Genomic DNA, 24,023 nt, shown 5'->3' on the forward strand with positions numbered 1-24,023 from the left:
GGGGCGCGGAGGTGGGGTGGGATCGGGGGGACGGGGGTGGTGCGGCGGCGTGGGGCTTGAGCTGTTTCGTGGGTGCGCTGGCTGGTCAGGTGGGGGCCTTCGTGGCGGACGGCGGGGGTGTCCGCCACGAAGGTGTTCGGTCAGTGGCGTTTCTGGCGGATCAGACCTGCGGTCGCTGCGACGGCGGCGACCGAGAAGGTCAGGATCAGGGAGCGGCGCGTGTCGGCGTGGGTGGCGAGGAAGACCAGCATCGCGACGAGCACCGCCACGACCAGCCAGGACAGGTACGGGTGCCACCACATCCGGACGGTCGGGACGAAGCCCTCGCGGGTGGTGCGGGCCCGGGCGCGCAGCTGGGTGACGGCGATCGTCAGGTACAGCAGGACGATCACCGAGCCGCTGGAGTTCACCAGGAAGTCGAAGACCGCCGTGGTGCTGACGAAGTAGTTGGCGCATACCGTGACGAATCCGGCGATGGACGCCAGCAGGACGGCCGGCACCGGCACGCCCTGCCCGTTGGTGCGGGACAGGATCCGGGGCGCCTCGCGGTTCGCGGCGAGCGCGAACATCATCCGGGACGAGGTGTAGATGCCCGAGTTCAGGCAGGACAGGACGGCGACGAGGACGAGCACGTCCATGGCCGTCCCGGCGTGCGGGATGCCGAGGGTGTCGAGCACGGCCGCGTACGGGCTGGAGGTGACGCTCGCGGCGTCGTGCGGCAGCAGCGTCACGATCACCGCGACCGAGCCGATGTAGAAGACCAGGATGCGGGTCACCGTGGACCGGACGGCCCGGCGCACCGCCTCCGCCGGGCGGACCGCCTCACCGGCCGCGATCGTCACGACCTCCGCGCCGTTCAGCGCGAACATCACCACGAGGGCGGCGGGGACGACCGCGTACCAGCCGTGCGGCGCGAAGCCGCCGTGGTGCAGCAGGTTGGCCGTGCCCGGCGCGTCCACGCCCGGCATCAGGCCCGCGATCGCGAGCACGCCGAGCGCGATGAACACGACGATCGCGACGACCTTGACCAGCGCGAACCAGAACTCGGACTCGCCGTACGCGCGGACGGCGACCAGGTTCGCGCCGGTCAGCACGACCATGAACAGCAGCGCCGCCGACCAGCCGGGGACGTCCGGCAGCAGCTTGTCGACCAGGCCGCCGCCCACGACGGCCTCGACGCCGACGGTCACCGACCAGGAGTAGGCGTACATCCAGCCGATCGCGAGCCCGGCCCAGCTGCCGAGCTCGCGGGAGGCGTAGGCGGCGAACGAGCCGGTCGCGGGCGCGCTCACCGACAGCTCGGCGAGCATCCGCATCACCAGCACGACCAGCAGGCCGGATGCGGCGTAGGAGACCAGCGCGGCCGGTCCGGCGGACCTGATCACGCTGCCGCTGCCGACGAACAGGCCGGCGCCGATCACGCCGCCGATCGCGATCATGCTCATCTGGCGGTCCGCGAGGGCCGGCCTCAGCGCCGGGTCGTCCTGTGGAGCCGCGGTCTCGGTTCGGGTCTCGGGGGTGGTCACGGCGCCTCCAGGGGGGTCGAGGCCGCGCATCCGCGGGGTCCAGGGGGTGGGGCGGCCGGCCTGGTCGATCTTCACGATCGTCCGGGTGCCGGTCGCGCTGGGTGCCGCACCCGGTTCGGTGCGGCAGGCGAACGCCCACTCGGCGCTGGTGCGGCCGAGGCGGCGGAGGGTGAGCTCGACCAGCAGGGGTCCCGGGCGGGACACGGGTGCGGCGAACTCGATCGTGAAGGCGACGACGGCGTAGCGCAGGTCCTCGTCGCGTCGGTGGGTGGCGGTGGTGTCGAATCCGGCCCGGGCGAACAGCGCGGTGGTGGCGCGCTCCACGTGCAGTGCGAAGCGGGCGTTGTGCAGGTGCCCGTTCACGTCGAACTCGTCGAAGTGGACGGTCGTGGGGATCTCCCAGGTCCGTCGCGGCGGGGACGTCACGTCCATGTCCCGGACGTTCCGTCATAGGTCGGGACGGTGGAGAGCAGGTTTCGGACGGCCGCTTTGGAGACCCGCTCGGAGGCCGTGCGCGGGAGTTCGTCCACATACGTCCAGTAGCGCGGGACCTTGAAGTAGGCGAGCCTGGCGCGTCCGTGGGCGATCAGCTCCTCCGGCGGGACGGCGTCCGCGCCGCCCTCGGCGACGACGACCGCGTGCACCTCCTCGCCGCGCAGCTCGTCCGGCTCGGGCAGGACGGCGGCCATCGCGACCCGCGGATGCAGTTGCAGGACGGTCTCGACCTCCTGCGCGGAGACGTTCTCGCCGCTGCGGCGGATCATGTCCTTGGTGCGCCCGACGTAGTAGACGCGGCCCTCGCCGTCCATCCGCGCCAGGTCGCCGGTGTGGAACCAGCCGCCGGCGAAGGCGCGCGCGGTGGCCTCGGGGTCGCGGAAGTAGCCGTGCATCATGCCGGTTCCGCGCAGCACGAGTTCGCCGGTCTCGCCGCGCGGGACGGGCGTCGCGCCGTCCGGGCCGACGATCATCGCCTCGCGGCCGGGGACGGGGCGGCCGAGGCATCCGGTGCCGACGGCCGCGTCGTGGTCGTCGGGCCCGAGCCTGATGTCACCACCGGTTTCGGTCATCCCGAAAGCCTCGAACCATGGCACACCCCACCGCTCCTCCAGCGCCGCGTGCAGCGCGGGCGGGATCGCGGACGCGCAGACCGCCCGGACCCGGTGGTTCCGGTCGTCCGGCGACGGCGGCATGTCCAGCAGCAGCTTCGGCATGAGACCGAGGCAGTAGAACCAGGTCACGCCGTGTTCGCGAACCTTGCCCCAGAAGGTGGTCGGATGGAAGCGGTCGAGCACCACCAGCGACGCCCCGGCCATCAGCCCGGCGGCGACGTTCCACTGCGGGTCCATGTAGTGGAACGGCTGCGCGGTCAGGATGACGTCGTCCTCGCCGAGGTTCGGCCATCCGTCCACGAGGCCTGCGGCGAGCGTCGTCCAGTAGCGGTGGGGCAGGACGCAGCCCTTCGGCGCCCCCGTCGTCCCGGAGGTGTACTGCACGTTGGCGACGCTCTCCGCAACCGGAACCGGTTCTGTGGACGACGCTCCCGTCGGCGGCCCGGCCACATCGTCCGAGGGGAGGCGGTCCAGGTCGATGACGTGGACGAGATCGGTCGCGGAGCGGATCTCGTCGACCAGCGGGACGAACTCGCCGGTCGTCAGGAGCACGCGGCATCCGGCGTGAGCGAGGACGTGCGTCGCGTCGTACTGCCGGTAGGCGGTGTTGACGGGCACCGTCGCTGCGCCGACCTTCGCCGCCGCGAGCCAGCTCAGCGGGAACTCGGGCCGGTTGCGAACCATCACGCCCACGCGGTCGCCCGGCCGGACGCCGAGCCCCGCCAGCAGCGCGGCGAGGGCGTCCGTCCGGCGGTCCACCTCGGCGAACGTCAGCCGCTCACCGGTCTCGTCGAACGTCCAGGCGGTCCGCTCGGGCCACAGGTCCGCCGCCCGCCGGACCAGCCCGTCCAGGGTCTCCACTCGCCCCGCCGCCGCAGCACGGGGCGAAGCGCTGCTCCGGAAGGAACCGAGGGACTGCGACGCCGCGACAGCAGGGAACGGCCCGGCCGGATGAGCCGACGCAACCAACTGATAAGGCCCAGCAGACTCGGCCAGATGAGCCGACGCCACGGGCTGATCAGACCCCGCAGACTGTGACGGCGCTACCGGATGAGCCGACGCGACGGGCTGACAAGGCTCCGCAGACGGGCCGGGTGGGTGAGGGGCTGGAGGCGTAGTCGGCTGGGAGGGCGTCAGGGGGTGGGGGGAGGTGGTCATCAGGTGCTCCTCGCCCGGCTGCCGGTCAGCGCGGCGCGCGCGGACTCCTCGTCGGCGATCGCCGCGTCGGTGACCAGGGCGTGTGCGATCTCCAGTGCGAGCGCGGACGGGAGCGTTCCATCCGTGCCCTCGTCCAGCGCCGTCTTCGCCAGGGAGGTCGCCAGCGGCGGCTGGGACGCGAGGCGGCGGGCCCAGGCGAGCGTCGCGTCGAGCAGGCCGTCCGCCGGGACGACCCGGTTGACCAGCCCGATCCGCTCGGCCTCCCGCGCGGGGACGGGTTCGCCCAGCAGCACCAGTTCCTTGGCCTTCGCCGGGCCGACCAGCGCGGGCAGCAGGCGGCTGACCCCGCCGGTGACGCTCAGCCCGATCCCGACCTCGGGGAAGCGGAACGCGGCGTCCTCGGCGGCGATCACCAGGTCGCAGCCGAGCGCGAACTCCGCTCCCGCGCCGACCGCGTGGCCGCGCACGGCGGCGATCACGGGGACGGGCAGCGCGCGGATCCGCCGGGTGACCTCCTGGAGCCGGTCGAGCCGTTCGGCGAGCGGGGTCGGCTGCTCGCGGGGCTCCTTCAGGTCGTGGCCGGCGCAGAAGGCGCGGCCGTTCCCGGTGAGCACCACCGCGCCGACCTCCCGCCGCCCGGCGGCGTCCGCGCACCGGGCCAGGGCGTCGAGCAGACCGTCCACCAGGGCGGGATTGACCGCGTTGAGCCGGTGCGGCCGGTTGAGGCGCACGACGGCCACCGAGCCGTCGAAGGCCACCTCCACCGGCCGCGTCCCGGACGCGGCGAGAGGGTCGTTCACCTGGGCCATCCTGCCTCCACCGTCGTGATGCGCCGGCGCGCGCCATCGTGGTGCACCGTGCTCGATCGATCGATCGATTGGGCTGGACGCTAAACCGGTCCCGGCGGCCCCGTCAAGAGTCCGGCCGCCACCGCGCGACCCCGGCTATACGCTGGGGACCCGCGACCCGGACCCCGTCCGGACCGCTCCGGGGCGGCCGGAACCGCCCCCGCCCCCGGCCCGGAACGCCCGAGCCGACGGACCAGAAAGCGACGGCACTCCATGGCACGAGCGAGCGGCCCGCGAACGCGCGGAGCCGTGGCGGGCGGCACCGAAGAGCAGATCCGGCGCGCGGCGGTGCACCTGTTCGCCACCCGCGGGTTCCACGCGACCGGGATCCGCCAGCTCGCCGAGGCCGTCGGCATCAACTCCTCCACGCTGTACCACTACATGGGCACCAAGGAGGACTTGCTCTTCGCGATCACGCAGGACAGCTCGCGCCGCCTCATCGACGCCGCCGGACGCCTCTCCCCCGCGCTGAACCCGCAGGAACGCCTGTGCGGACTGGTCTACCTGCACGTCTGGTCGCACGCGACGCACCCCGAGGAGACGGCGGTCGTGGACAACGAGCTGCGCTGCCTGGACGGCGAGCGGCTGGCGCGGGCCGTCGAACTGCGCGACCGCTACGAGGAGTTCTGGGCGAGCGCGATCGCGGACGGCTGCGCGTCCGGAACCTTCGCCGTCCAGGACCAGCGCATCGCCCGGATCGCGCTCCTCCAGATGTGCTCGGGGGTGGCGGGCTGGTACTCGACGTCCGGCGAGACCTCCCTGCGCGACCTCACCACCACGTACGCGCAGATGGCCCTGAGCCTCCTCTCGTGCGGGCGGGACCATCGAACGATCGAGCGCATCCTGGACGACCTGGACCTCCAGCCGATCGTGGCCGCCGCCTGGCCCGAGACCGCCCCCGCCTGAGTCCGTCGTCGCCCAAATCCGCCGCCCGCCGGGGACCGTCGCCCGGCTTGAGGACGCAGCTCACCTGCCCGGTGCCCGGCCGGGACCGGCCCCGCCCGGCGCCGGGCACTCCGATTGAGTGCTGGTTCGGCGTGAGACCGGAGCCGACTGAGACGCCGCGCCGAGTCGGTCAGGCGCTGAAGCCGACGCCGGGGGCCTGGTAGGCGAACTCGCCGTCCACCATGGTCGCGAGCACCTTGATGCCCCTGATCCGCGCGGGGTCCACGGCCGTGGGGTCGTCGTCGAGGACGGCCAGGTCGGCGAGGTGGCCGGGCGCGATCGTCCCCATCTGGTGCTCGTCGAAGCCGGCGTACGCCGATCCCCTCGTGTACGCGGCGAGGGCGTCCAGGGGGCTGACGGTCTCGTCCGGCCCGAGGAGCGCGCCGCTCAGCGTCCGGCGGTTGACCATGTGGTGGATGCCGAGCAGCGGGCTCCCCTGGGCGACCGGACGGTCGGAGCTCCCCGGCACGGTCAGGCCCGCGTCCACGAACGACCGCTGCCGGTAGCACCACGGCTCGCGCGCCTCGCCCAGCGCGGCCCGCATCCCGTCGCCGATCTGCCCGACGAACGTCGCCTGCGGCACCGGGACGACGCCGAGTTCCGCGAGACGTCCCAGCTGGTCAGGGCGGGTGACGGCGCAGTGCTCGATCCGGTGCCGCGGATCGCGTCGAGGGAGGCGGGCCTGCGCCTCGGCATACGCGTCCAGGACGATATCGATCGCTCGATCGCCGATCGCGTGCGTCGCGACCTGCCAGCCGCCCGCGTGCGCCCGCAGGATCCGCTCGCGCAGCGCCTCGGCGTCCATCTGCAGGTAACCGCTGTTGCCCGCCTCGCCCTTGAAGTCGCAGCACATCGCGGCCGTCCGCCCGATGAGCGACCCGTCCGCGAAGATCTTCATGGCGCCGAGCCGGAGCCACGCGTCGCCGAATCCCGTCCGGAAGCCGAGGTCGATCCCGTTCGCCGGAGGCTGTCCGGGTTCGCGCTCCAGCTCCCGCGCCGAGTCCGACGCGACCATCAGCCGCACCCGCACGCCCAGCAGGCCGCGTTCACGTGCCACCTGGTACGCCGCGCCCTCGACCGGCGAATGGCCGATCCAGCCGCGTCCGATCCCGGCTTCGGTGCAGGTGGTGATGCCCTCGCTGAGGTACCGCTCGCTCGCCGCACCGATCGCCCGGACGATCTGCTCCTCGGGGAACGGGTACCGCAGCCTGCGCAGCAGCATCTGCGCCTGTTCCTCGAGCAGGCCGTTCGGACGCCCGTCCGGATCGGTCGCGACCCTGCCGCCCTCCGGGACCGGGACCCCGTCGAGCGCGGCCGTCAGCGCCCGCGAGTTGGCGACCGACATGTGCGCCGACGTGTGCCGCAGCCACACCGGATGGTCGGGAGCGACGGCGTCCAGGCCGTCCCGGTGCGGATGGGCGCCGATCTTGTTCTGGTCGTAGCCGGACCCCACGATCCACGTCCCGGGAGGCTGGGTCCGCGCCCGCTCGGCGACGGCGGCGTAGACGTCCTCGACCGTCCGCATGGGCGGGGTCGCGAGGTCGATCTCCGTCCGGGACATGCCGAAGAGCACCATGTGGTTGTGGGCGTCGTTGAACCCGGGCACGACGCACGCGCCGTCCAGGGAGACCGTCCGCCGGGCGCGCACGCCGTCGAGCTCCTCGTCCACGCCGACGATCCGTCCGTGATGCACGCCGATCCGCCGCACCACGGGACGTTCCGGACGCATGCTCAGCCCGACCAGATCCGTCAGAACCGCATCCACCAGCACCGGACCACTCCAATCGATCGATCGATTGACCGGGATGCTACGCACTCCGCCCCCGTCCGTCACCTGTACCCGGCCGCCGCGGGACCGTCGCCGACGCAGGACCAGGGGGTCCGGAAAATCCGGTTCCCGCCGCCGTCACACCCTCAGCGCTTGACCAAATCCCACGCTGTATTTGTGCGGGTTCTCCAAGGCTCACCGCCGACGAAGACCTTCGCGCGCCGTCGCCTTGACGCCGCGGCAGGGCGGAGCGATCTTGACGGAGGGTGAGGTCGCCGCAGCAGAGGAGGGCCGTCCGAAAGCGGCCACCCGGCCTCCGCGCGTCCGAACCTCGCGCCTTGTTTCAACCGCCCCCGCCTACCTCCCTCGCCTCCCGCCTCCCGCCTCCCGCCTCCCGCCTCCCCCCTCCCGCCGACTGAGCCCACATCGTCCGCTGTCGTTCGTCTCCCCCGAACCGCGGACGGCGGGGCGAGTCCCGCGACCGAACGGAAGGAACCACCCCGCACATGAAGCTGCTCAAGTCCCGTGGAACCGTCACCGCGCTGCTCACGACCGTCGCGGTCGCGAACGCTCTGGCGGTGAGCGCGGGCCCCGCGTCGGCCGCGCCGAAGCCGACGTCCCCTCAGACCACCGTGCTGCCGGTCGTGGACATGGAGGCGACGGTCCTCGCCGCGCAGATCGATCCCAGGCGCGCCGACAGCACCCTGACGCCGGGCGCGAAGGACTCGGTCCTCGCCGTCGAGCAGGCGCTCCAGGCCAGGAACCTGCTGGACGCGCGCTGGGTGGACGGCTACTTCGGCACCACGACCATCTCGGCATACGCCGCCTTCCAGCGCTCGCTCGGATACAGCGGCCTGGACGCGAACGGCCTCCCCGGCAAAACGTCCTTGACCGCTCTCGGGCAGGGCCGTTTCACCGTCGCGCGTCCCCTCACCGCCGGCACGAAGGTGCAGCGCGACGGGTACACGGTCGATGCCCGCACCCAGGCGATGCTCACCGAGGCCGAACGGCTGCTCGGTTTCACGCTGGTCCTGGACCAGGGCTCCTACAACCCCGGCGGCGACCCGACGTCCGCCGGAACCCACGACGGGGGCGGGGTCGTGGACATCAACGTGGACGGGATGTCCGCCGACACCCGCACCAACGTCGCGCGCGTCCTGCGGCAGGTCGGGTTCGCGGCCTGGGTCCGCAACCCGACGCAGGGCGACTGGCCGTGGCACATCCACGCCGCGGCGATCAGCGACACCGACCTGGCCAGCGAGGCGCAGCACCAGGTCGGCGACTACTACCTCGGCATGAACGGCCTCGCGAACCGCGGCCCGGACGACGGTCCGCGGATCGCGATCCAGACCTGGGAGGAGTACCAGCGCACGCACTGACCGGGCGTTTCGAGGCGCCGCCGTCCATCCCCTCCCCTCCCTCCGATCACTGATCATCGCCCCCGCGAAAGACCGATCACTCCGCGAAAGAGGGACCATGCAGTACGCACGCAGGACGCTCGCCATCGCCGGCGCCGCGCTGTCCATCACCGCCCCGTTCGTCGCCTCCGCCTCGCACGCCTCCGCGGCGGGCCGGGACGGGATCTGCGACAGCGGTGAGTTCTGCTACTACTACAACAGCAACCTGGCGGGTTCGATCTCCGACTTCACCGGATCGATCGCCGACTACGGGACCACCCAGCCGTCCTGCTACGAGTTCAAGGGCGCCGGCGCCGGCCAAGGCCTGTGCGTGAAGAACAACGCCGCATCGGTATGGAACCGGACGTCCTCCACGGTCCGCGTCTACTACAACAGCAACTACGGCGGAGCCAGCCAGGACTTCGCGCCGGGCGCGCAAGGCAACCTCAACACCACGCTCAAGAACAACAATGCGTCGCACCAGCTCCTCGGCGGATCGGGTGCACAGACCCCCGTCAACGACTACGACGGCAATCCGCGCGGATTCGCACAGAACAACTGCACCGCCTTCGCGGCCTGGCGCATCGCGAGCCGGCTCGGCGTCCCGAACTTCAGCAACTCGTGGGGCGGGACGACCTGGGGCAACGCCGGGACCTGGGACGACGCCGCCCGCCGCGTCGGAGTCCCGGTGAACACCACGCCCTCGGTGGGCGCTATCGCCGTCAACGACGTCCACAAGGTCGGCCACGTCGCCTACGTCAACAAGGTCTACTCCGACGGCTCCTTCGACGTCGAGGAGTACAACTGGAACAACCCGCTGGCGTACGGGACGCGCTCACACGTCCACGTCAGTAGTGCCCAGTCGGACTTCCAGTACATGCTCCACTTCTAGGAAATGGTCTGCGTTTAGAAGGCGCTCGCGATTCTCGCCATCGTCGGGTCGGCGTCAACTGGATCGCCATGGCAGCCGACCCGGCGCCCGCCGCCTCACGCGACGGCGACGGCACCTCCTGAGGCTCCTCACCCACGGCCCGCGCCGAGGCACCGGTCACGCGCACCGGCTTCGCCGCGGGCCGTCCGCCTGCCTGGTGGGACTGTTCCACCGGCACTGATGATCATTGCTTGGCCAACCCGGGATGATCAAAGAACCTCGTTTGACGCTCCACAGAATCACCGTCAGCGATGATTTGATCACCAAAAGAGACAAGGGTCGGCGTGTCCGAACGGCCGGGCATCGTGATGGATGCCGCGCCGGAAACCGCCCTGACCCTCCCGAGGTCCCGTACCAGTGAGCGTCAATCGGGGGATACGCGATGAGGATGTGCCAGGTCGGCATAAGGATCAGGACGGGGGGCGTCCAGCCGCGTCTCCGGGCATGGCTGGGCGGCCTGATGGCGGTCCTGATGGCGGTGACGTGCGTGGTCGCCGAACCGGCGGCACGCCGTTCGGCCGCCGCGGCCCCCTTCCCCGTGGCGCCGGTGAACAGCGCGCTCGCGACGGGCTACAACTTCAACGGCCAGTTGGGGGACGGCACCACCACCTCGCGCGACACCCCCGGACCGGTGGCGCTGCCCGAGGGCGTCAGCCTCACCAACATCGACGCCGGTGACTACCACAACCTCGCGGTGACGTCCGAGGGACGGGTCCTGGGCTGGGGCCAGAACGCCTACGGTGAACTCGGCAACGGCACCGAGCCCGTCGGCGTCGTCAGCATTCCGGTGTACGCGTCCCTCCCCGCAGGAGTCACCGTCACACAGGTCTCCGGCGGCTATCACCACAGCCTCGCGGTGACGTCCGACGGCCGGGTCCTGGGCTGGGGCTACAACGGCTACGGGCAGTTGGGCGACGGCAGCACCACCACCAGCAACGTCCCGGTGGAGGCGGTGTTGCCGCAGGGCGTCAGGGTCAAGCAGGTCGCCGCCGGCTACTCCTCCAGTCTGGCGTTGACCACCGATGGGCGCGTCCTCGCCTGGGGCGACAACAACCGGGGGGAACTGGGTGACGGCACCACCATCACTCGCCACACCCCGGTCTGGGTGCACCTTCCGGCGGACCTCACCATCACCCAGGTGGCCGCCGGCGACACTCACGGTCTGGCGCTGACGTCCGACAGCCGCGTCTGGGGCTGGGGCCTGAACCAGTTCGGGGAGCTGGGAACCAACCCCACCTGGAACTACAGCCCGGTACAGGTGCCGATGCCCGGTGGCACCCTCAAGCAGATCGCCGCCGGCGACCGCGACAGCATGGCGGTGACCTCCGACGGCCGCGTCCTGGCCTGGGGCCAGAACAACGCGGGCAAGCTCGGAGACGGCACCACCACCCATCGCAGCACCCCGGTGGAGGCGATCCTGCCCGAAGGCGTCGCCGTGACCCAGGTCGACACCGGCGTCTTCCACAGCGCGGCGGTGACCTCCGACGGCCGGGCCCTGGGCTGGGGCGGCAACTTCGACGGGCAACTCGGGGACGGCACCACCATCGAACGCCACACGCCGGTCTTCATGCTGCTGCCCGACTACTACGCCGCCACCCAGATCACCGTCGGCCGCTACCACACGGCGATGCTGGCCGAGAGGGCCTCCAGCCACACGTCCCTGACCGCTCAGCCGACCCACGCGGCGCCCGGTGACGAGGTCACCCTGACCGCGACCGTCACCTGCAGCGCCGGCGAACCGACCGGGACCGTCACGTTCTGGGACGGCGACCGGCAGATCGGCACCGCCGAGCTGAACAGCGCAGGCACCGCGACACTCCGGACGACCGAGCTGGACGAGGGGCAGCACCACATCACCGCGCGCTACGAAGGCAGCGACATCTGCCCGCCGTCCGACTCCGAGCCCGTCACGGTCACCATCAGCGCCGAACCCTCACGTGCCAGCCTGCACCTGGCCAAGGAGTTCGCCGGATTCGTCACCCACTCGAAGGGCAAGCACAAGGCCAAGCACTGGCACGCCGCCCGCCTGAGCGCCTGGCACGACCACGACGTGATCAAGTACCGGTTCATCGTCACCAACGACGGCGACGTGCCGCTCCACGCCATCACCGTCCACGACTCGCGCACCGGAACCGTGTCCTGCACGACCGACACTCTCCAGCCCGGACGGTCGGCCACCTGCTACGCCACCCACAAGATCACGTGGAAGGAGAAGTCCCAGGGCTACGTCGACAACACCGCCACCGCCACAGGCACCCGAGAAGACGGAGAAACCGTCACCTCGAACAAGGCCCACCTGAGAGTCGACATCACCTACAAGTAACCACCACCCACCCGCCGCCCCCACCACCCGGGGGCGGCGGTCGCATGTCGGCGATTAGCAGGCCCCCTGCAGCGGATGGCCACGCCGAGCGCCAGCCACTATTGCGTGTGAGGCCCGGCCGCTACTGGAAGGCCCCTGAGGTATGGCGGCCTTGGGGGCACACCATCATCGCTGACAAAAGCTGTGGGGCCGACGGAAACAGGCTCGCGCCTGGTGAGACTTCCCGTCGGCCCCGTGCAGATTGACAACTCACAGAGTGTCCGTGCGGGAGGGACCATCACGATCGACACCTGCCCAGCCCGGCGGCTCGACGATCATGCCTGGAGGACAGCCAGGCCCAGACTGGGCACGATCGAGTGGGCCTCATGACTCGTTGGCTCCGCGCCTGATCTGTCCAACGGACGAGTCGCTCTGCGGCGTCCGGGAGCGCTGCCTACTCGCTGCGGGTTGCCCTCTCGATCGCCGACTCCTGGGGATGCTCGACCTCAATTGGCTGGCGGCGCAACTCCCTCGTAAAGAAGCGTGACTCCTTCAAGAGGACCGTCATCACTCGGTATGCCGCTTCCCGGCGTTCGGAGTCTCGCGACCAGACGCACGGTAGGACCACGCCGAAAATCAGAATCAAGATCGAGGTGGCCAGGAAGACCGTGATGATGACGGGAAGGGAAAGAAACGTGGGAGACACTTCGGCCCAGACCTCCAAGGCCAGAGCATCAGTCGTCTCGCCAGTCATGGGTCGAGACGTGCTGCTCTCGCCATCAATGGAATGGCCGAAGGTCTCTCCCGTCGGGCGCGTAGGCGCCAGACCGTAGAACCCGGGGCGCCACGTCTTTGCGTGCCCGTGCTGACGGGAACTACGTGCTCGGGGATACTCCCCCTCGTTTGACATTGACGTACCCCGCTCGTTGCCCACTCAACCGCCTCGACAGAACAACTCGAATTCGGCGCCCACGGGGGCTCAGCCCCGGAGAGTAGGTGTCGCCGTGGCGGTCGTAGTGGAGGAAGCACCCCGAGCAGACCCAAACCGACGCCAACGCCGGGCAAGCCATCACCGACGCTCTCCCTCAGGGGCGGGGACGGCGAAGCTGGCGGCGGCGACAGTTCTCGTAGGAGTGCCGCCGCCGCGATCACCCGACCCGACCGGCGCCCTCGCGAGCGCTTTGCCTCACGCATCGGTGAGGGTGATCTTGGCGGGGTTGTCGTGGGCAGGCGCGCCCGCTCACCAGAAGGCCCCCGCCGTTGGCGGGGGCTTCGCGGCGTCTCTGCGGATCACAGGTGTACAGATCTTGTGCCCCCGGCAGGATTCGAACCTGCGGCACCCGCTTTAGGAGAGCGGTGCTCTATCCCCTGAGCTACGGAGGCTGGTCGGCGTTCGCCGTAGAGCGTAGCGGACGGCCGGTACCAGGGTAGGGGACGGGAGGGGTCGGGGTGGAACCGAATTTGGGGACTAGGCCCTGCGGGGCGGGGGTGAGTACAGTTCGGTGGCGTGGCGGGTCGGCATCGTGGGGCGGCGCGGCCTGAGGAGGACGGCGCCGGACGGCGGCCCCGGCGGATCCCGTGGATCGCCGGAGGGGCCGCCGTTCTCGTGGTGTTGGCGGGTGCGGTCCTGATCGGGTTGTGGCCGGGTGGGCGGCCCGGCGGTGTGGGCGCGCGGCCCACCGTGGCGGCCACGCCGGAGAGCTATCCCACAGTGGGGGGCTATGTGCCGCCTCGGCCGAAGGCCGCGTCGCAGGCTCCGCCGGTGAAGGTGTCGCGGTCTCCGGTGGTGCGGCGGACCGTCCCGTCCAAGGCGCCTTCGACGTCGCCCACGCACCGGCAGGGGCGGCCTCCGGGGCAGCGCCGGGGTTGTCCGCCCGGGTGGGCGGACAACCCGTTCCTGCGGCGCTGGTGCGAGCGGCACCGCCGCACCGTTGCCCCCTGATCACGCTGGGACGTGTAGTACCGTTCCTGCGGCACTTCGGCTTCGGGCATCAGGAGGAAACCAGACGTGCCGATCCCTCGGTCGGCGGTGCTGACCGCGGTCGTCCTCATGGTGGTCACGTTGGTGTCCCCCGGTGGCTCCGCGGCGGGCGCGCCCCTGGACCGCGACGGCGACGCGGCGGAGCAGCTGCGCGCGGCGGCGAACAAGGCCCGTAAGGACCTGCTGGCGGCGACCCGCCGGATGGAGGACGGCCGGCGGGAGCTGGCGGGGTCCCAGGACAAGCTGCGGGCGACGCTGAAGTCGCTGGCCGAGGCCGACGCGCAGTTCGACAAGATCCGGGCGCCGCTGTCGCGGCTGGCGAACGCGTCGTACCAGCAGCCCGGCGTCGTCGGCTCGATGGCCGTGTTCGGCGCGGGCGGGGACGTCTCGGCGCTGCGCTCGACGGCGGACGTCGATCATCTGGCGGACGCGCAGAAGTCGCTGATCGCGCAGGCGACGCAGTTGCAGAAGCGCAGGCAGGCGCTGGCGTCGGAGGCGCAGGAGCTCCAGTCGGACAACGCGGTCGCGGAGGCCCGGCTGCGGCAGCAGGTGGAGGGGCTGAAGCAGAAGTCGGCGCAGCTCACCAAGCAGCTCGAGGGCATGCTGCGCAGGCTCGACCCGGACAAGAGGCTCGAGCTGACCTGCGACAAGAGCCTGGCCTCGGAGTCCAGCAGGTTCCCGAACGGGCTGATCCCGGACAAGTACCTGTGCCCGCTGCCGCAGAAGGGCATGATGCTGCGCGCGGACGCGGCGCTGGCGTTCTACAAGCTGAACGCCGCGTACAAGCGCCGGTTCGGCCGGAAGATCTGCGTGACGTCCAGCTACCGGAGCCTGGCCGACCAGCACCGCGTGTACGCCGAGCGGCCCGGGTTCGCGGCGGTCCCGGGCACCAGCAACCACGGCAAGGGGCAGGCCGCCGACCTGTGCGGCGGGGTCCAGAACCAGGGCTCGGCGCAGTTCAACTGGATGCGGGCCAACTCCACGACGTACGGCTGGTTCCATCCGTCGTGGGCCTACAGCAGCCCGTTCGAGCCCTGGCACTGGGAGTACGGCACCGACAGCGACCACTAGGCTGTGCTTCGAAGTCCCGGCCCACTTCGCTCGCCTGGCGGCTCGCTACGTGACCGTGCCTGGGCGAACGCGGCATCGCTTCGCGATCTGCCCGGTTCCGCTCGCCTCCGGCTTCGCTTCACCGTGCAGGTAACGCGTTCGCGCGCGTGGTTGAGGCCACTTCGAGACAGGCCCTAGGCGCGGGCCGGCAGGGGCTCCTCGGTGACGATGCCGTCGGTGATCGCCAGGAGGCGGTCGGCGTGCTCGATGACGATCGGGTCGTGCGTGGCGACCAGGACGGTGACGCCCTCGGCGGCGATCACGGCGCGCAGCAGCGGCATGATCGCGCGGGAGGTCTCCGAGTCGAGCTGGCCGGTCGGCTCGTCCGCCAGCAGGAGCCGCGGCCGGGACGCCAGGGCGCGGGCGATGGCGACCCGCTGGCGCTGGCCGCCGGACAGCTCGTAGGGGCGCTGCCGGGCGTGGTCGGCGAGGCCGACGAGGGCGAGCAGGGTCTCGACGCGCCGGTCCCGTTCGGCGGGGGCGGTGCGGGCCAGCCGCAGCGGGACCTCGACGTTCTCGGCAGCCGACAGCACCGGGATCAGGCCGTGCGACTGGAACACGAAGCTGATCGTCTCGCGGCGCAGCCGGATCAGGCCGTCCTCGTCGAGCGAGGTGACCTCGCGGCCGTCCAGCACGACGGTCCCGGAGGTGGGCTTGTCCAGGCCGCCGATCAGGTTCAGCAGGGTCGTCTTGCCCGAGCCGGACCGGCCCTTGAGGACGACCAGCTCGCCGCGCGCCATGGTGAACGAGACGCCGCGCAGCGCCTGCACCTCGACCTTGCCCGTCCGGAACGTCCGGACCAGGTCCCGCACCGCCAGGATCGGGCCGTCCCCCGCCCCGTTCTGGTTCTCACTCACTGTCCGGCTCCTCCTCCGCCCGGTGGACGGCCACGTGGTCGGGCTCCAGGTTCAGCCGGACCCGGTCCCTCATCTCCAGCTCGTCGATGAAGTGGCGCGGCAGCTGGACGCGGCCGACCCGGTCCAGCACGGCGTACTCCTCGACGATCCGCAGGGCGCGGCCCTCGGCGTCCACCGCGTGGCGCCGCCGGACCTCGCTGCTGGTCCGGCCGTCGCGGATCCCGACGGTCCGCTCGACCTCCTCCGACACGTGCGGGTCGTGGGTGACGATCACGGTCGTGGTGCCGAGCTCGGCGTTGACCCGGCGGAGCGCGTCGAAGACCTGCTCGGCGGTGGTCGAGTCGAGTTCGCCGGTGGGCTCGTCGGCGAGCAGGACGTCCGGCTCGTTGGCGACGGCGACCGCGATCGCGACGCGCTGCTGCTGGCCGCCGGACAGCTCGGCCGGACGGCGGTCCGCGAGCTCGCCGATGCCGAGGACGCCGAGCAGTTCGGCGGCGCGGGTGCGGCGCAGCTTCTTGGATCGGCCGGCGAACCGCATCGGCAGCTGGACGTTCTGCTCGGCGGTCAGGTAGGGCAGCAGGTTGCGGGCCGTCTGCTGCCAGACGAACCCGACCTTCTCGCGCCGGAACGTCAGCCGCTGCGCCGCCTTCATGGTCAGCAGGTCCACGTCCGCGACCCGGGCGACGCCGGCGGTCGGGACGTCCAGCCCGGACAGGATGTTCAGCAGCGTCGACTTGCCGGAGCCGGACGCGCCGACGATCGCGATCAGCTCGCCCGGGTCGACCAGCAGGTCGAGGCCCTGCAGGGCGACGACCTCGATGCCGTCCGCCTTGTAGATGCGGACGAGGTTGTCGCACACGATGTGCGCGCCCGCGCCGTACACGGGCCCCCGGTCGGTCGCGCGGCGTTCCAGTTCCGCCAGGCTCGGGGTCTCGGTCATGTCTCCTCCCCCGTTCGAAGCACTTCGCCCAGCCGGTGGCGGGCGTCGAAGATCCGGTCCACGAGGACCGCCGCGAGCGCGATGGCCGGGACGGCCCCCGCGAACGCGGCCAGATGCAACGGGTTCACGGCATGATCGGTCACCGTGAAACCCGAGGTGTAAGGACGCAGGTCCAGCATGGGCCCGGTCACGTGTGGCAAGAAGAACCCGAGAACCCAACCGGCCAGGACGGCGCTCAAGATCGCGGGTGCGGCTTCGGTGACGGCCAGCAACCGCCGCTGGCGTCGGCCGAGCCCGAGGACTTCCAGGTGCGCGACGGCCCGTCCGCGCTCCCGTGCGCCGACGAGGAGGACCAACAGCACCGTCAGCAGGCCGTAGGCCGCGACCGTGAGGGCTCCCTCGGCGAACGCGCGGTGGACGACCCGCGCCATCGAGCTCTGCGTCATGGCCCGTTCGATGTCGTCGTGGTACCGGATGAAGCCTTCTCCGGTGGGAGAGTTCGCCGCCTCCACCACGCTCCGGCGCGCGACCTGCTCCAGTCCCGCGCGGTCGATGTCGTGGCCCTGGACGAACACCTGGGTCGGGAACGCCTGGCCCATGGACGCGGCGGTCTCACGGAGCAGCCGGTACGGGATGATCACGTAGCGGTCGGCGGAGTCCAGTGCGGGGAAGTCACGGACGATGCCACTCGGCCGGACGTTCACCCTCGGGCCTCCGACCCAGGCGAGCGTGGTGGGCTTCGTGCCGAGGGAGGCGGCGGCGGACGGCGAGGCCAGCAGGCCGTCCGGAGCCGGAGGCGCGTCCGGGACGAACCGGGCCGCGCCGCCCGCGATCCGCTTGTAGGCGGCCAGATCGACGGCGACGACGATGACGCGGGGACCGGCCTGGCCCGCAGGAGCGCCCACCACCGCTTCCGGGACCATGCGCAGCGGCGCGACGCCCGTCACGCCCCGCACGGTCGCCAGCCGGTCGGGGAGGCGGGGGTCGAGATAGCCCGCGGTGATCCGGGCGTCGGAGCCGACCGTGTGCCAGGCGGCGGTCCGCTGGCCACGGACGAGCGCGGCGTCCACGGTCGAGCCGAACCCCGCGACCGCGGTGGCCAGCAGCAGCACGATCATCGGAACCAGCGTCAGCACCTGCCGACGCGACGCCCGCGCGAGCCCGACGAACCCGACTGCGGACCGGCCGCGGCCGAACAGCCGTCCGGCGAACCGCAGCGGCCAGGGAAGCACCCGCAGCACCAGCATCCCCGCAGCCGCGCCCAACAGGACAGGGACGGCGGAGACCAGCGGATCAGCACCCAGCTCGGACTGGACCGCCAAGCCGCGACGACGCATCACCAGCGTGGCGACCGCCGCCAGAACGAGGACGAGCCCCTCCAGCACGAGACGCCGCCGGGACGGTCTGATCACCGCGATCTCCGGACGCGGCGCGACCCCGACCGCACCCCTCTTCCAGCCGACGGCCCACGCCCACGGAACGACGACGACCGCGACGGCGATCGCCAGTACGAGATAGACGGAGTAGAGCTGGAGCGGCCCGGCGCGGACGAGCCGACCGGAGCCGAACCCCAGTGCGACCCCCGGTAGCAGAACCGGCACGGTCAACCAGGACACCGTGCCGAACAGCTGCGTTCGGGATGCTCCTCGCGCGCGCATGGTGGCGAGCGCGCCGCGCAGCCGTCCGGCGAACAGCAGGAGTCCGGTCACCACGGAACCGGCCAGAACGGCCGCCAGGCCGCCCAAGGCCAGGCCGGTGATCACCTGGGCGGTGGCGTACTGGGCGACGAACGCCCGGATCCGTCCGTCCATCGGGGTCTGGACGGCGCTCGGGATCGAGTCCGACCGTCCCGAGACGCGCGACCGGAAGCGGTCGAGCTCCGGAGGCATCGCGCGCAGGTCCCGCGCGGTGACACGGTCCTGCCGCAGCGGGAAGCGCCAGGTGTAGTGGATCTCCGTGCCGAGCGCGAGGGCGGCGGCATACCCCTTCTCACCCATCAGCGCCCCGCCGTACTGGAGTTCGTAGCCCCGCGGTTCGACATGGATCCAGGGCTTGACGGCCGCCTGCCGGGCCGCCCAGTAGGGGCTGTCGGGGGCGATGGGTTCGAAGATCCCGGCGACGCGGAGCGCGAGCACGCCGGCGGAGGTCTCCACCCGCACGGACGAGCCGACCTTCAACTCGAACAGCTCGGCGTTCTTCCTGTCGACGAAGACGCCCGGAGCGCCCGGCATGCCGTTCCGCTCCATGTCCGGGTCGCCGGACAGGAACCGGAGGTGGGACGACTTCAGCACGGGATCGGCGAACACCCGGAGGAACCCGGGCCGCTTCGCCTTCGCCCGCTGGACCGGGTACGGCCCGACGTGGGCGAAGGGATCGACAGGGTCGGTGGCGCGGGACAGCCGGGGAGGCAGGAGGGTCCGCCAGCCGGCGCCCTGCCTCTCCATCGCGTCGGGCGCGGGGACCCGGCCGAGCGCGGCGGACCCTTTCGCGGCGCCGGTGACGTTCACAGCGCCGTCCGGGCCCACCGCCTCGGCGGCGGAGCGGTCGAACCCCTGGACGACCCGGGCCGGGACGACCACCGCCAGGCAGGTCGTGAGCGCGACGAGGACGGCCAGCGTGAGCAGCGCGGGCAGGTGCGTCCGGATCGACCGGAACGCGGGCGCGCTCACCCCTCGTCCCCCGTTCTCAGCACCTCGCCCAGCCGGTCGCGGGCGTCGAAGATCCGGTCCACCAGCACCGCCGCGAGCGCCGCGGCCAGCAGGACGGCGGCGAGCGCGACCAGGTGCAGCGGCTCGACCGCGTGGTTGGACGCCGCGAAACCGAGCGTGTACGGCCGCAGGTTCACCACCGGGCCGGTCAGCCTGGGCAGCATCATGCCGACGAGCCAGCCGGCGACGACGGCGCACAGGACGACCGGTCCGATCTCGATGAGCGCGAGGATCCGGCGCTGCCTGCGGCTGAGTCCGAGGACCTCCAGGTGCGCGACGGCGCGTCCGCGTTCGCGCGCGCCCACGAGGAGGACCAGGAGGACCGACAGCAGGCCGTAGGCGACGACGACGCCCGCACACTCGGCGAACGCCCGGTGGACGACCTTGACCATCGGGCTCTGCCGCAGGCTCCGCTCGACGTCCCCCTGGAAGCGGAGGAAGTCGCCGCCGACCGAGTTGGTCGCGTACGACGGGACGGACTGGCGGGCGACGCGTTCGAGCGCCAGGCGGTCGATGCCGTGCCCCTGGACGAACACGCGCGTCGGGAACGAGTCGATGTCCTTGAGCATCCGGTACGGGACGATCACGTACGGGGTGCTCGCGTCCTGGCCGGGGAAGCGGTTCACGATCCCGGCGGGCCGGACGTGCAGCGACTTGTTGAACCAGTTGAGCGTGGTCGGCTTCGTCCCGACGTACTGGACGGCCGCCGGGGAGACCAGCATGCCGTCCGGGGCGGCCGGGGCGGGCGGAACGAAGCGGGCCGCGCCGCCCGCGACGGCGCGCAGCGCGTCCAGGTCCACGGCGAGGACGGTGATCTCGACCTTCCCCCGCTCGCCGGCCCCGCCGCCGACGCCCGCGTCGGGGATCACCCGCAGCGGGACGACGCCGGTGACGCCGCGCACCGACTTCAGCCGCGCCGGCAGCCGGTAGTCGAACGCGGTCGCGGTGAGCCGCGCGTCGGAGCCGACCGAGTACCAGGCGGCGCTGCGCTGGCCGCCGGCGAGGGCGGCGTCGACGGTCGCGCCGAACCCGGCGACGGCCGCCGCGAGCAGCAGCACGACCAGGGGCAGGGCGGTCACGATCTGCTGCCGCGAGGCCCTGGCGAAGCCGACGAACCCGACCATGGACCGGCCGCGCCCGAAGAGCCGTCCGGCGGCGTGCAGCGGCCAGGGGAAGACGCGCAGCACGAGCAGCCCGACGGCGGTCCCGAGCAGCACCGGGACGGCCCAGACCAGCGGGTCCCCGCCCAGCTCGGCCTGGCCGGTGAGGCCGCGGCGGCGCAGGATGACCAGGCCGATGACGGCGACCACGGCCACCAGCACCTCCAGCACGAGCCGCCGCCGGGACGCCTTGGGCGTGGTGGTCTCCGGGCGGCGCCGCAGCAGGGTCGTGCCCCGGTTCCAGCGCGCGGCGAGGACGCAGGGGAACACCACGACGACCAGCGCGACGGCGGCGGCCAGGTAGACCGACACCGTCCGCGGCGGTCCGGCGTGGACGAGCAGGCCGACCCCGTAGCCGGCGGCCACCGGGGGAAGCAGGACGGGGACGGTCAGCCAGCTCACCGTCCGGAACAGCTGGAGCAGGGACGCCCCCCGCGCGCGCATGACGGCGAGCGTTCCGCGCAGGCGTTCGGTGAACAGCGCGAGGCTGAGCATCAGCGCACCGCCGAGGACGGCGGCCAGGCCGCTGAAGGCCAGGCCGTTGATGACCTGAGCCGTGGCGTACTGGTGGGCGAACGTGCCGATCCGTGCCTCCAGCGGGCTGCGGACGGCGCACTGGAAGATGCTCGTCCGGCCCGACACGGCGGAGCGGTACCGGTTGACGTCGGTGGCCAGGGCGCTCAGGTTCGCGGCGTCCAGTCCGGCGGGGTTCACCCCGAAACGCCAGGTGTACCGGAACTCGCCGCCGGCCTTCGTCAGGTAGTCGGTGTAGCCGGCGCCGTTCATCAGCACGCCGCCCACCGCGACCTCGCTCCCCATCTGGTCCAGCTCGACATGGGGGTCGGCGACCGAGCCGCGGGCCGTCCAGTAGCCGGTGGCCGGGCCCGGCTCGATGATCTGGGTGACGGTGAGGGGCACCGTGCCGGGTCCGGCGCCGACGCGGAGGACGGAGCCGACCCGGAGCCGGAGGAACGCCGCCGTCTCCCGGGTGACCGCGGCCTCGGGCCGCTCCCGGCCCATGTACTCGGCCCCCTGGACGACCCTGTACGGCCCCGAGGACCAGTCGGCGTTGACCACCAGGTCGAGGGCGATGGACCGGGTGCCCCTGGGCACCTCGACGCCGGCCCGGCGCGGAGTGATCGCGAACGGGTCGGCCGCCCTGGTGGCGCGGGCGAGCCGGGACGGCATCATCGTGCGCCAGGTGTCCGCCTCGGTCCGCATCCCGGCCGGGGTGACGATCCTGCTGAGGGCCTCCCCTCCGCCCGCGACGCCGACGACGTCCACCGACCCGTCCTCGCCGAGGACGCTCGCCGCCGCCTGGTTGTAGCCGTGCACGACGCGGGCGGGGAAGACCACGGCGAGCGCGGTCGTGACGGCGGTCAGCACCGCCACCGCCAGCAGCGCCGCCCAGTGCGTCCGGACGAGCCGGATCCGCGGCCCCCTCATCGGTCCTCCCCCGCGCGCAGGTCGCCGCCGAGGCCGCGTCTCCGCAGCACCTGGATCACGGCCAGCAGGACCGCGCCGAGCATCGCCGCGACGCCGAGGGCCAGGGCGAGCACCGCGAGCCACGGCACGATCAGCCGGACGGGCGGGTACGGCGGCGCGGCCTGGACGGTCAGCACGATGTGCGGCACCACGAGCTTCGCCACGGCCAGGCCGAGGACGAGCCCGCCGACCAGGCCGAGGCCGACCAGGATCGCCTGCTCGACCGCGAGCATCCCGGAGACCTGGCGCTGGTGCAGGCCGAGCGCGCGCAGCACGGTGAACTCGCGCGACCGCTCCCGGACGGCCACCGCCGCGTTCACGATGAACGCGATCAGCGTGAACGCGAGGGCCGCGCCGAACCCGAGGAGCAGCGCGCCCTGGAGGGACGCCGCGAGCGGCGCGTCCCGCAGTTCCGTGCGCAGCCGGACGCGTTCGGCGGTGACGTCGCCCATGCCCTCGCGGCCCCGCACGGCGGCGACGGCCGGGCCGGACCCGGCGTCCGAGACCGACAGCCACCACTCGTCCGGGTCGGCCGCGGTGTCGGTGGTCGCGCCGGTGGCCTGCCACTTGTCGGCGAGGGTCTGCAGGTCCACCAGGGTGCCGTCCTCGCCCGCGTCCAGGCCGGGCAGCGCCGGGGCGATCCCGACGACGCGGACCGGCTGCCTGCCCCGGGCGAGGTTCAGTTCGATCGAGTCGCCGACCTTGGCGTGCGAGCGGTCGGCGAGGGACCGGCTGATCACGCCGGGGACGGTCGGCATGGGCTGGGGGCCCTGGTCGTTGTCGTGCGGCGGGCCGTCGCCGCGCGCGACGAGCATGGTCACGCGGGCGGTCGGCGAGCTCGGCGGGTAGCCGGACAGCTCGGTCTGCGGGATCTCCGAGGTCAGGAGCACGCCGGGACGCTGGTTCGTCCTGATCGTCCGCGCCTTCCCGGTGTAGCCGGTCCCGTCGTCCCACCACTGGTCCCACGTCCCGCCGGACGGCAGCCTGCCGGGCCCGCCGCCCGGTCCCTCGCCGCGGACGCCGAGCACCTCGAGACGGAGCGGCCCGTGGTTGGGGTTCTCGCTGTCCAGCCAGCGCAGGCCGCGCAGCGACAGCGGGTAGGAGAGGGCGCCGCCCGGACCGGCGAGGGAGGCGATCTCCACCGACAGGCTCTGGGTCCTGCCGTTCGCCCTGAGGCCCTTGAGGTCGACCGGGCGGCTGACGCCCCGCGCGTCCGTGAGGATCGCGGTGACGCCGAAGGCGCCGTCGTCCGGCACCCAGGGGCCGAAGAAGCCTCCGGACCCGAGGTCCGGCGGTGAACCGCGGGAGGTCAGCCGCAGGTCCAAAGCGAGCTTCGTGGGACGTCCGGGCAGCTCCATCAGGTGGGACGGCGGACGGGCGGCGGCGAGCGCGCCGAGTCTGAGGGAGCGGACGAGCTCGGGGCGCACGCGCAGCGCCGCCGGGAGCTTCCGGGTGTCGGCGGCGAGCAGGGCTCCCTCGGCGGTGCCGTAGGTGGCGGCCTGCCGCGCCACCGGGACGGCGGTCCGGACGCCGGGCAGGGAGGCGTAGCGCCCGCCGCGTCCGAGGGGGCCGAGCGCGAGGTCGCCGGGCGGTTCGGTGACGCGCACGTCGGTGGCGGCGCGGAAGTCGGCCTGGTCGAGCTGCGACCGCCGCCAGGTGCTCATCGTCGTCGCCGACAGCACGCCGACCGCCATCGCGAGGACGAGCAGCAGCGCGGGCCCGGCGTAGCGGAGCGGGCGGCGCGCCACCTGCCGGGCGCCGAGCGCGGGCGCCAGGCCCCGGCCGCGCGCGGTGAACC

Annotated in this window: 15 protein-coding genes and 1 tRNA gene; 5 read left to right on the top strand and 11 right to left on the bottom strand. The window is 72.4% G+C overall.

Going from position 1 to position 24,023, the window contains the following annotated elements; all coding sequences use genetic code 11:
• Positions 1-140 precede the first annotated feature (140 nt).
• The 3 genes from DZF91_RS08315 to DZF91_RS08325 form a co-directional block, all read right to left on the bottom strand.
• Entirely contained in the window at positions 141-1,958 is a 1,818-nt protein-coding gene (locus DZF91_RS08315; RefSeq protein ID WP_117356903.1) for an amino acid permease, read from the bottom strand.
• Positions 1,949-3,496: an AMP-binding protein gene (locus tag DZF91_RS08320; RefSeq protein ID WP_235834158.1), complete on the bottom strand. Its 1,548-nt coding sequence runs from the start codon at positions 3,494-3,496 to the stop codon at positions 1,949-1,951. The genes DZF91_RS08315 and DZF91_RS08320 overlap by 10 nt, the downstream gene beginning before the upstream one ends.
• Positions 3,497-3,792: 296 nt before the next feature.
• Positions 3,793-4,593, bottom strand: coding sequence for an enoyl-CoA hydratase/isomerase family protein (locus DZF91_RS08325; RefSeq protein WP_235834159.1), 801 nt, complete (start codon positions 4,591-4,593; stop codon positions 3,793-3,795).
• Between the two features lie 297 nt (positions 4,594-4,890).
• Between DZF91_RS08325 and DZF91_RS08330 the strand changes: the two genes are divergently transcribed.
• Entirely contained in the window at positions 4,891-5,547 is a 657-nt protein-coding gene (locus DZF91_RS08330; RefSeq protein ID WP_117356906.1) for a TetR/AcrR family transcriptional regulator, read from the top strand.
• A gap of 169 nt (positions 5,548-5,716) precedes the next feature.
• Here the strand turns inward: DZF91_RS08330 and DZF91_RS08335 are convergent, their stop codons facing one another.
• Positions 5,717-7,357 carry an amidohydrolase gene (locus DZF91_RS08335; RefSeq protein WP_235834160.1) on the bottom strand — a complete coding sequence of 547 codons (1,641 nt, stop codon included), beginning with the start codon at positions 7,355-7,357 and terminating at the stop codon, positions 5,717-5,719.
• Positions 7,358-7,860: 503 nt separating this feature from the next.
• Between DZF91_RS08335 and DZF91_RS08340 the strand changes: the two genes are divergently transcribed.
• The 3 genes from DZF91_RS08340 (at position 7,861) to DZF91_RS08350 (ending at position 12,005) form a co-directional block, all read left to right on the top strand.
• A complete protein-coding gene (locus tag DZF91_RS08340) occupies positions 7,861-8,733 on the top strand; it encodes a peptidoglycan-binding protein (protein WP_199486497.1) in 873 nt (290 codons plus the stop codon).
• A 97-nt stretch (positions 8,734-8,830) separates the two neighbouring features.
• Positions 8,831-9,643: a CHAP domain-containing protein gene (locus DZF91_RS08345; protein WP_117356907.1), complete on the top strand. Its 813-nt coding sequence runs from the start codon at positions 8,831-8,833 to the stop codon at positions 9,641-9,643.
• A 499-nt stretch (positions 9,644-10,142) separates the two neighbouring features.
• Positions 10,143-12,005, top strand: a complete 1,863-nt coding sequence (locus tag DZF91_RS08350; protein WP_158587882.1) for an RCC1 domain-containing protein — start codon at positions 10,143-10,145, stop codon at positions 12,003-12,005.
• A gap of 433 nt (positions 12,006-12,438) precedes the next feature.
• On the opposite strand, the gene DZF91_RS08355 is transcribed toward DZF91_RS08350, so the two are convergent.
• Positions 12,439-12,738 carry a hypothetical protein gene (locus tag DZF91_RS08355; RefSeq protein ID WP_117356909.1) on the bottom strand — a complete coding sequence of 100 codons (300 nt, stop codon included), beginning with the start codon at positions 12,736-12,738 and terminating at the stop codon, positions 12,439-12,441.
• A 556-nt stretch (positions 12,739-13,294) separates the two neighbouring features.
• A tRNA-Arg gene (locus tag DZF91_RS08360) sits at positions 13,295-13,367 on the bottom strand.
• A gap of 625 nt (positions 13,368-13,992) precedes the next feature.
• On the opposite strand from DZF91_RS08360, the gene DZF91_RS08365 reads away from it, so the two are divergent.
• Positions 13,993-15,036, top strand: a complete 1,044-nt coding sequence (locus tag DZF91_RS08365) for a D-alanyl-D-alanine carboxypeptidase family protein (protein ID WP_117356910.1) — start codon at positions 13,993-13,995, stop codon at positions 15,034-15,036.
• A 173-nt stretch (positions 15,037-15,209) separates the two neighbouring features.
• On the opposite strand, the gene DZF91_RS08370 is transcribed toward DZF91_RS08365, so the two are convergent.
• The 5 genes from DZF91_RS08370 to DZF91_RS08390 all read right to left on the bottom strand — a co-directional run.
• Complete coding sequence (locus DZF91_RS08370; protein WP_117356911.1) at positions 15,210-15,932, bottom strand: ABC transporter ATP-binding protein; 723 nt, start codon at positions 15,930-15,932, stop codon at positions 15,210-15,212.
• The gene (locus tag DZF91_RS08375) at positions 15,925-16,872 is read right to left on the bottom strand and encodes an ABC transporter ATP-binding protein (protein ID WP_117356912.1); all 948 of its coding nucleotides are present in this window, start codon (positions 16,870-16,872) and stop codon (positions 15,925-15,927) included. The genes DZF91_RS08370 and DZF91_RS08375 overlap by 8 nt, the downstream gene beginning before the upstream one ends.
• Positions 16,869-19,541 (bottom strand): ABC transporter permease, encoded by a 2,673-nt coding sequence (locus DZF91_RS08380; RefSeq protein ID WP_117356913.1) that lies wholly within the window; start codon positions 19,539-19,541, stop codon positions 16,869-16,871. The genes DZF91_RS08375 and DZF91_RS08380 overlap by 4 nt, the downstream gene beginning before the upstream one ends.
• Entirely contained in the window at positions 19,538-22,186 is a 2,649-nt protein-coding gene (locus DZF91_RS08385; RefSeq protein WP_117356914.1) for an FtsX-like permease family protein, read from the bottom strand. The genes DZF91_RS08380 and DZF91_RS08385 overlap by 4 nt, the downstream gene beginning before the upstream one ends.
• Positions 22,183-24,023 (bottom strand): ABC transporter permease (locus DZF91_RS08390; protein WP_147341058.1); only part of this gene is annotated, 1,841 nt, incomplete at its 5' end. The genes DZF91_RS08385 and DZF91_RS08390, both read right to left, overlap by 4 nt.

The sequence above is a fragment of the Actinomadura logoneensis genome (assembly GCF_003428695.1).
Taxonomy (GTDB): domain Bacteria; phylum Actinomycetota; class Actinomycetes; order Streptosporangiales; family Streptosporangiaceae; genus Spirillospora; species Spirillospora logoneensis.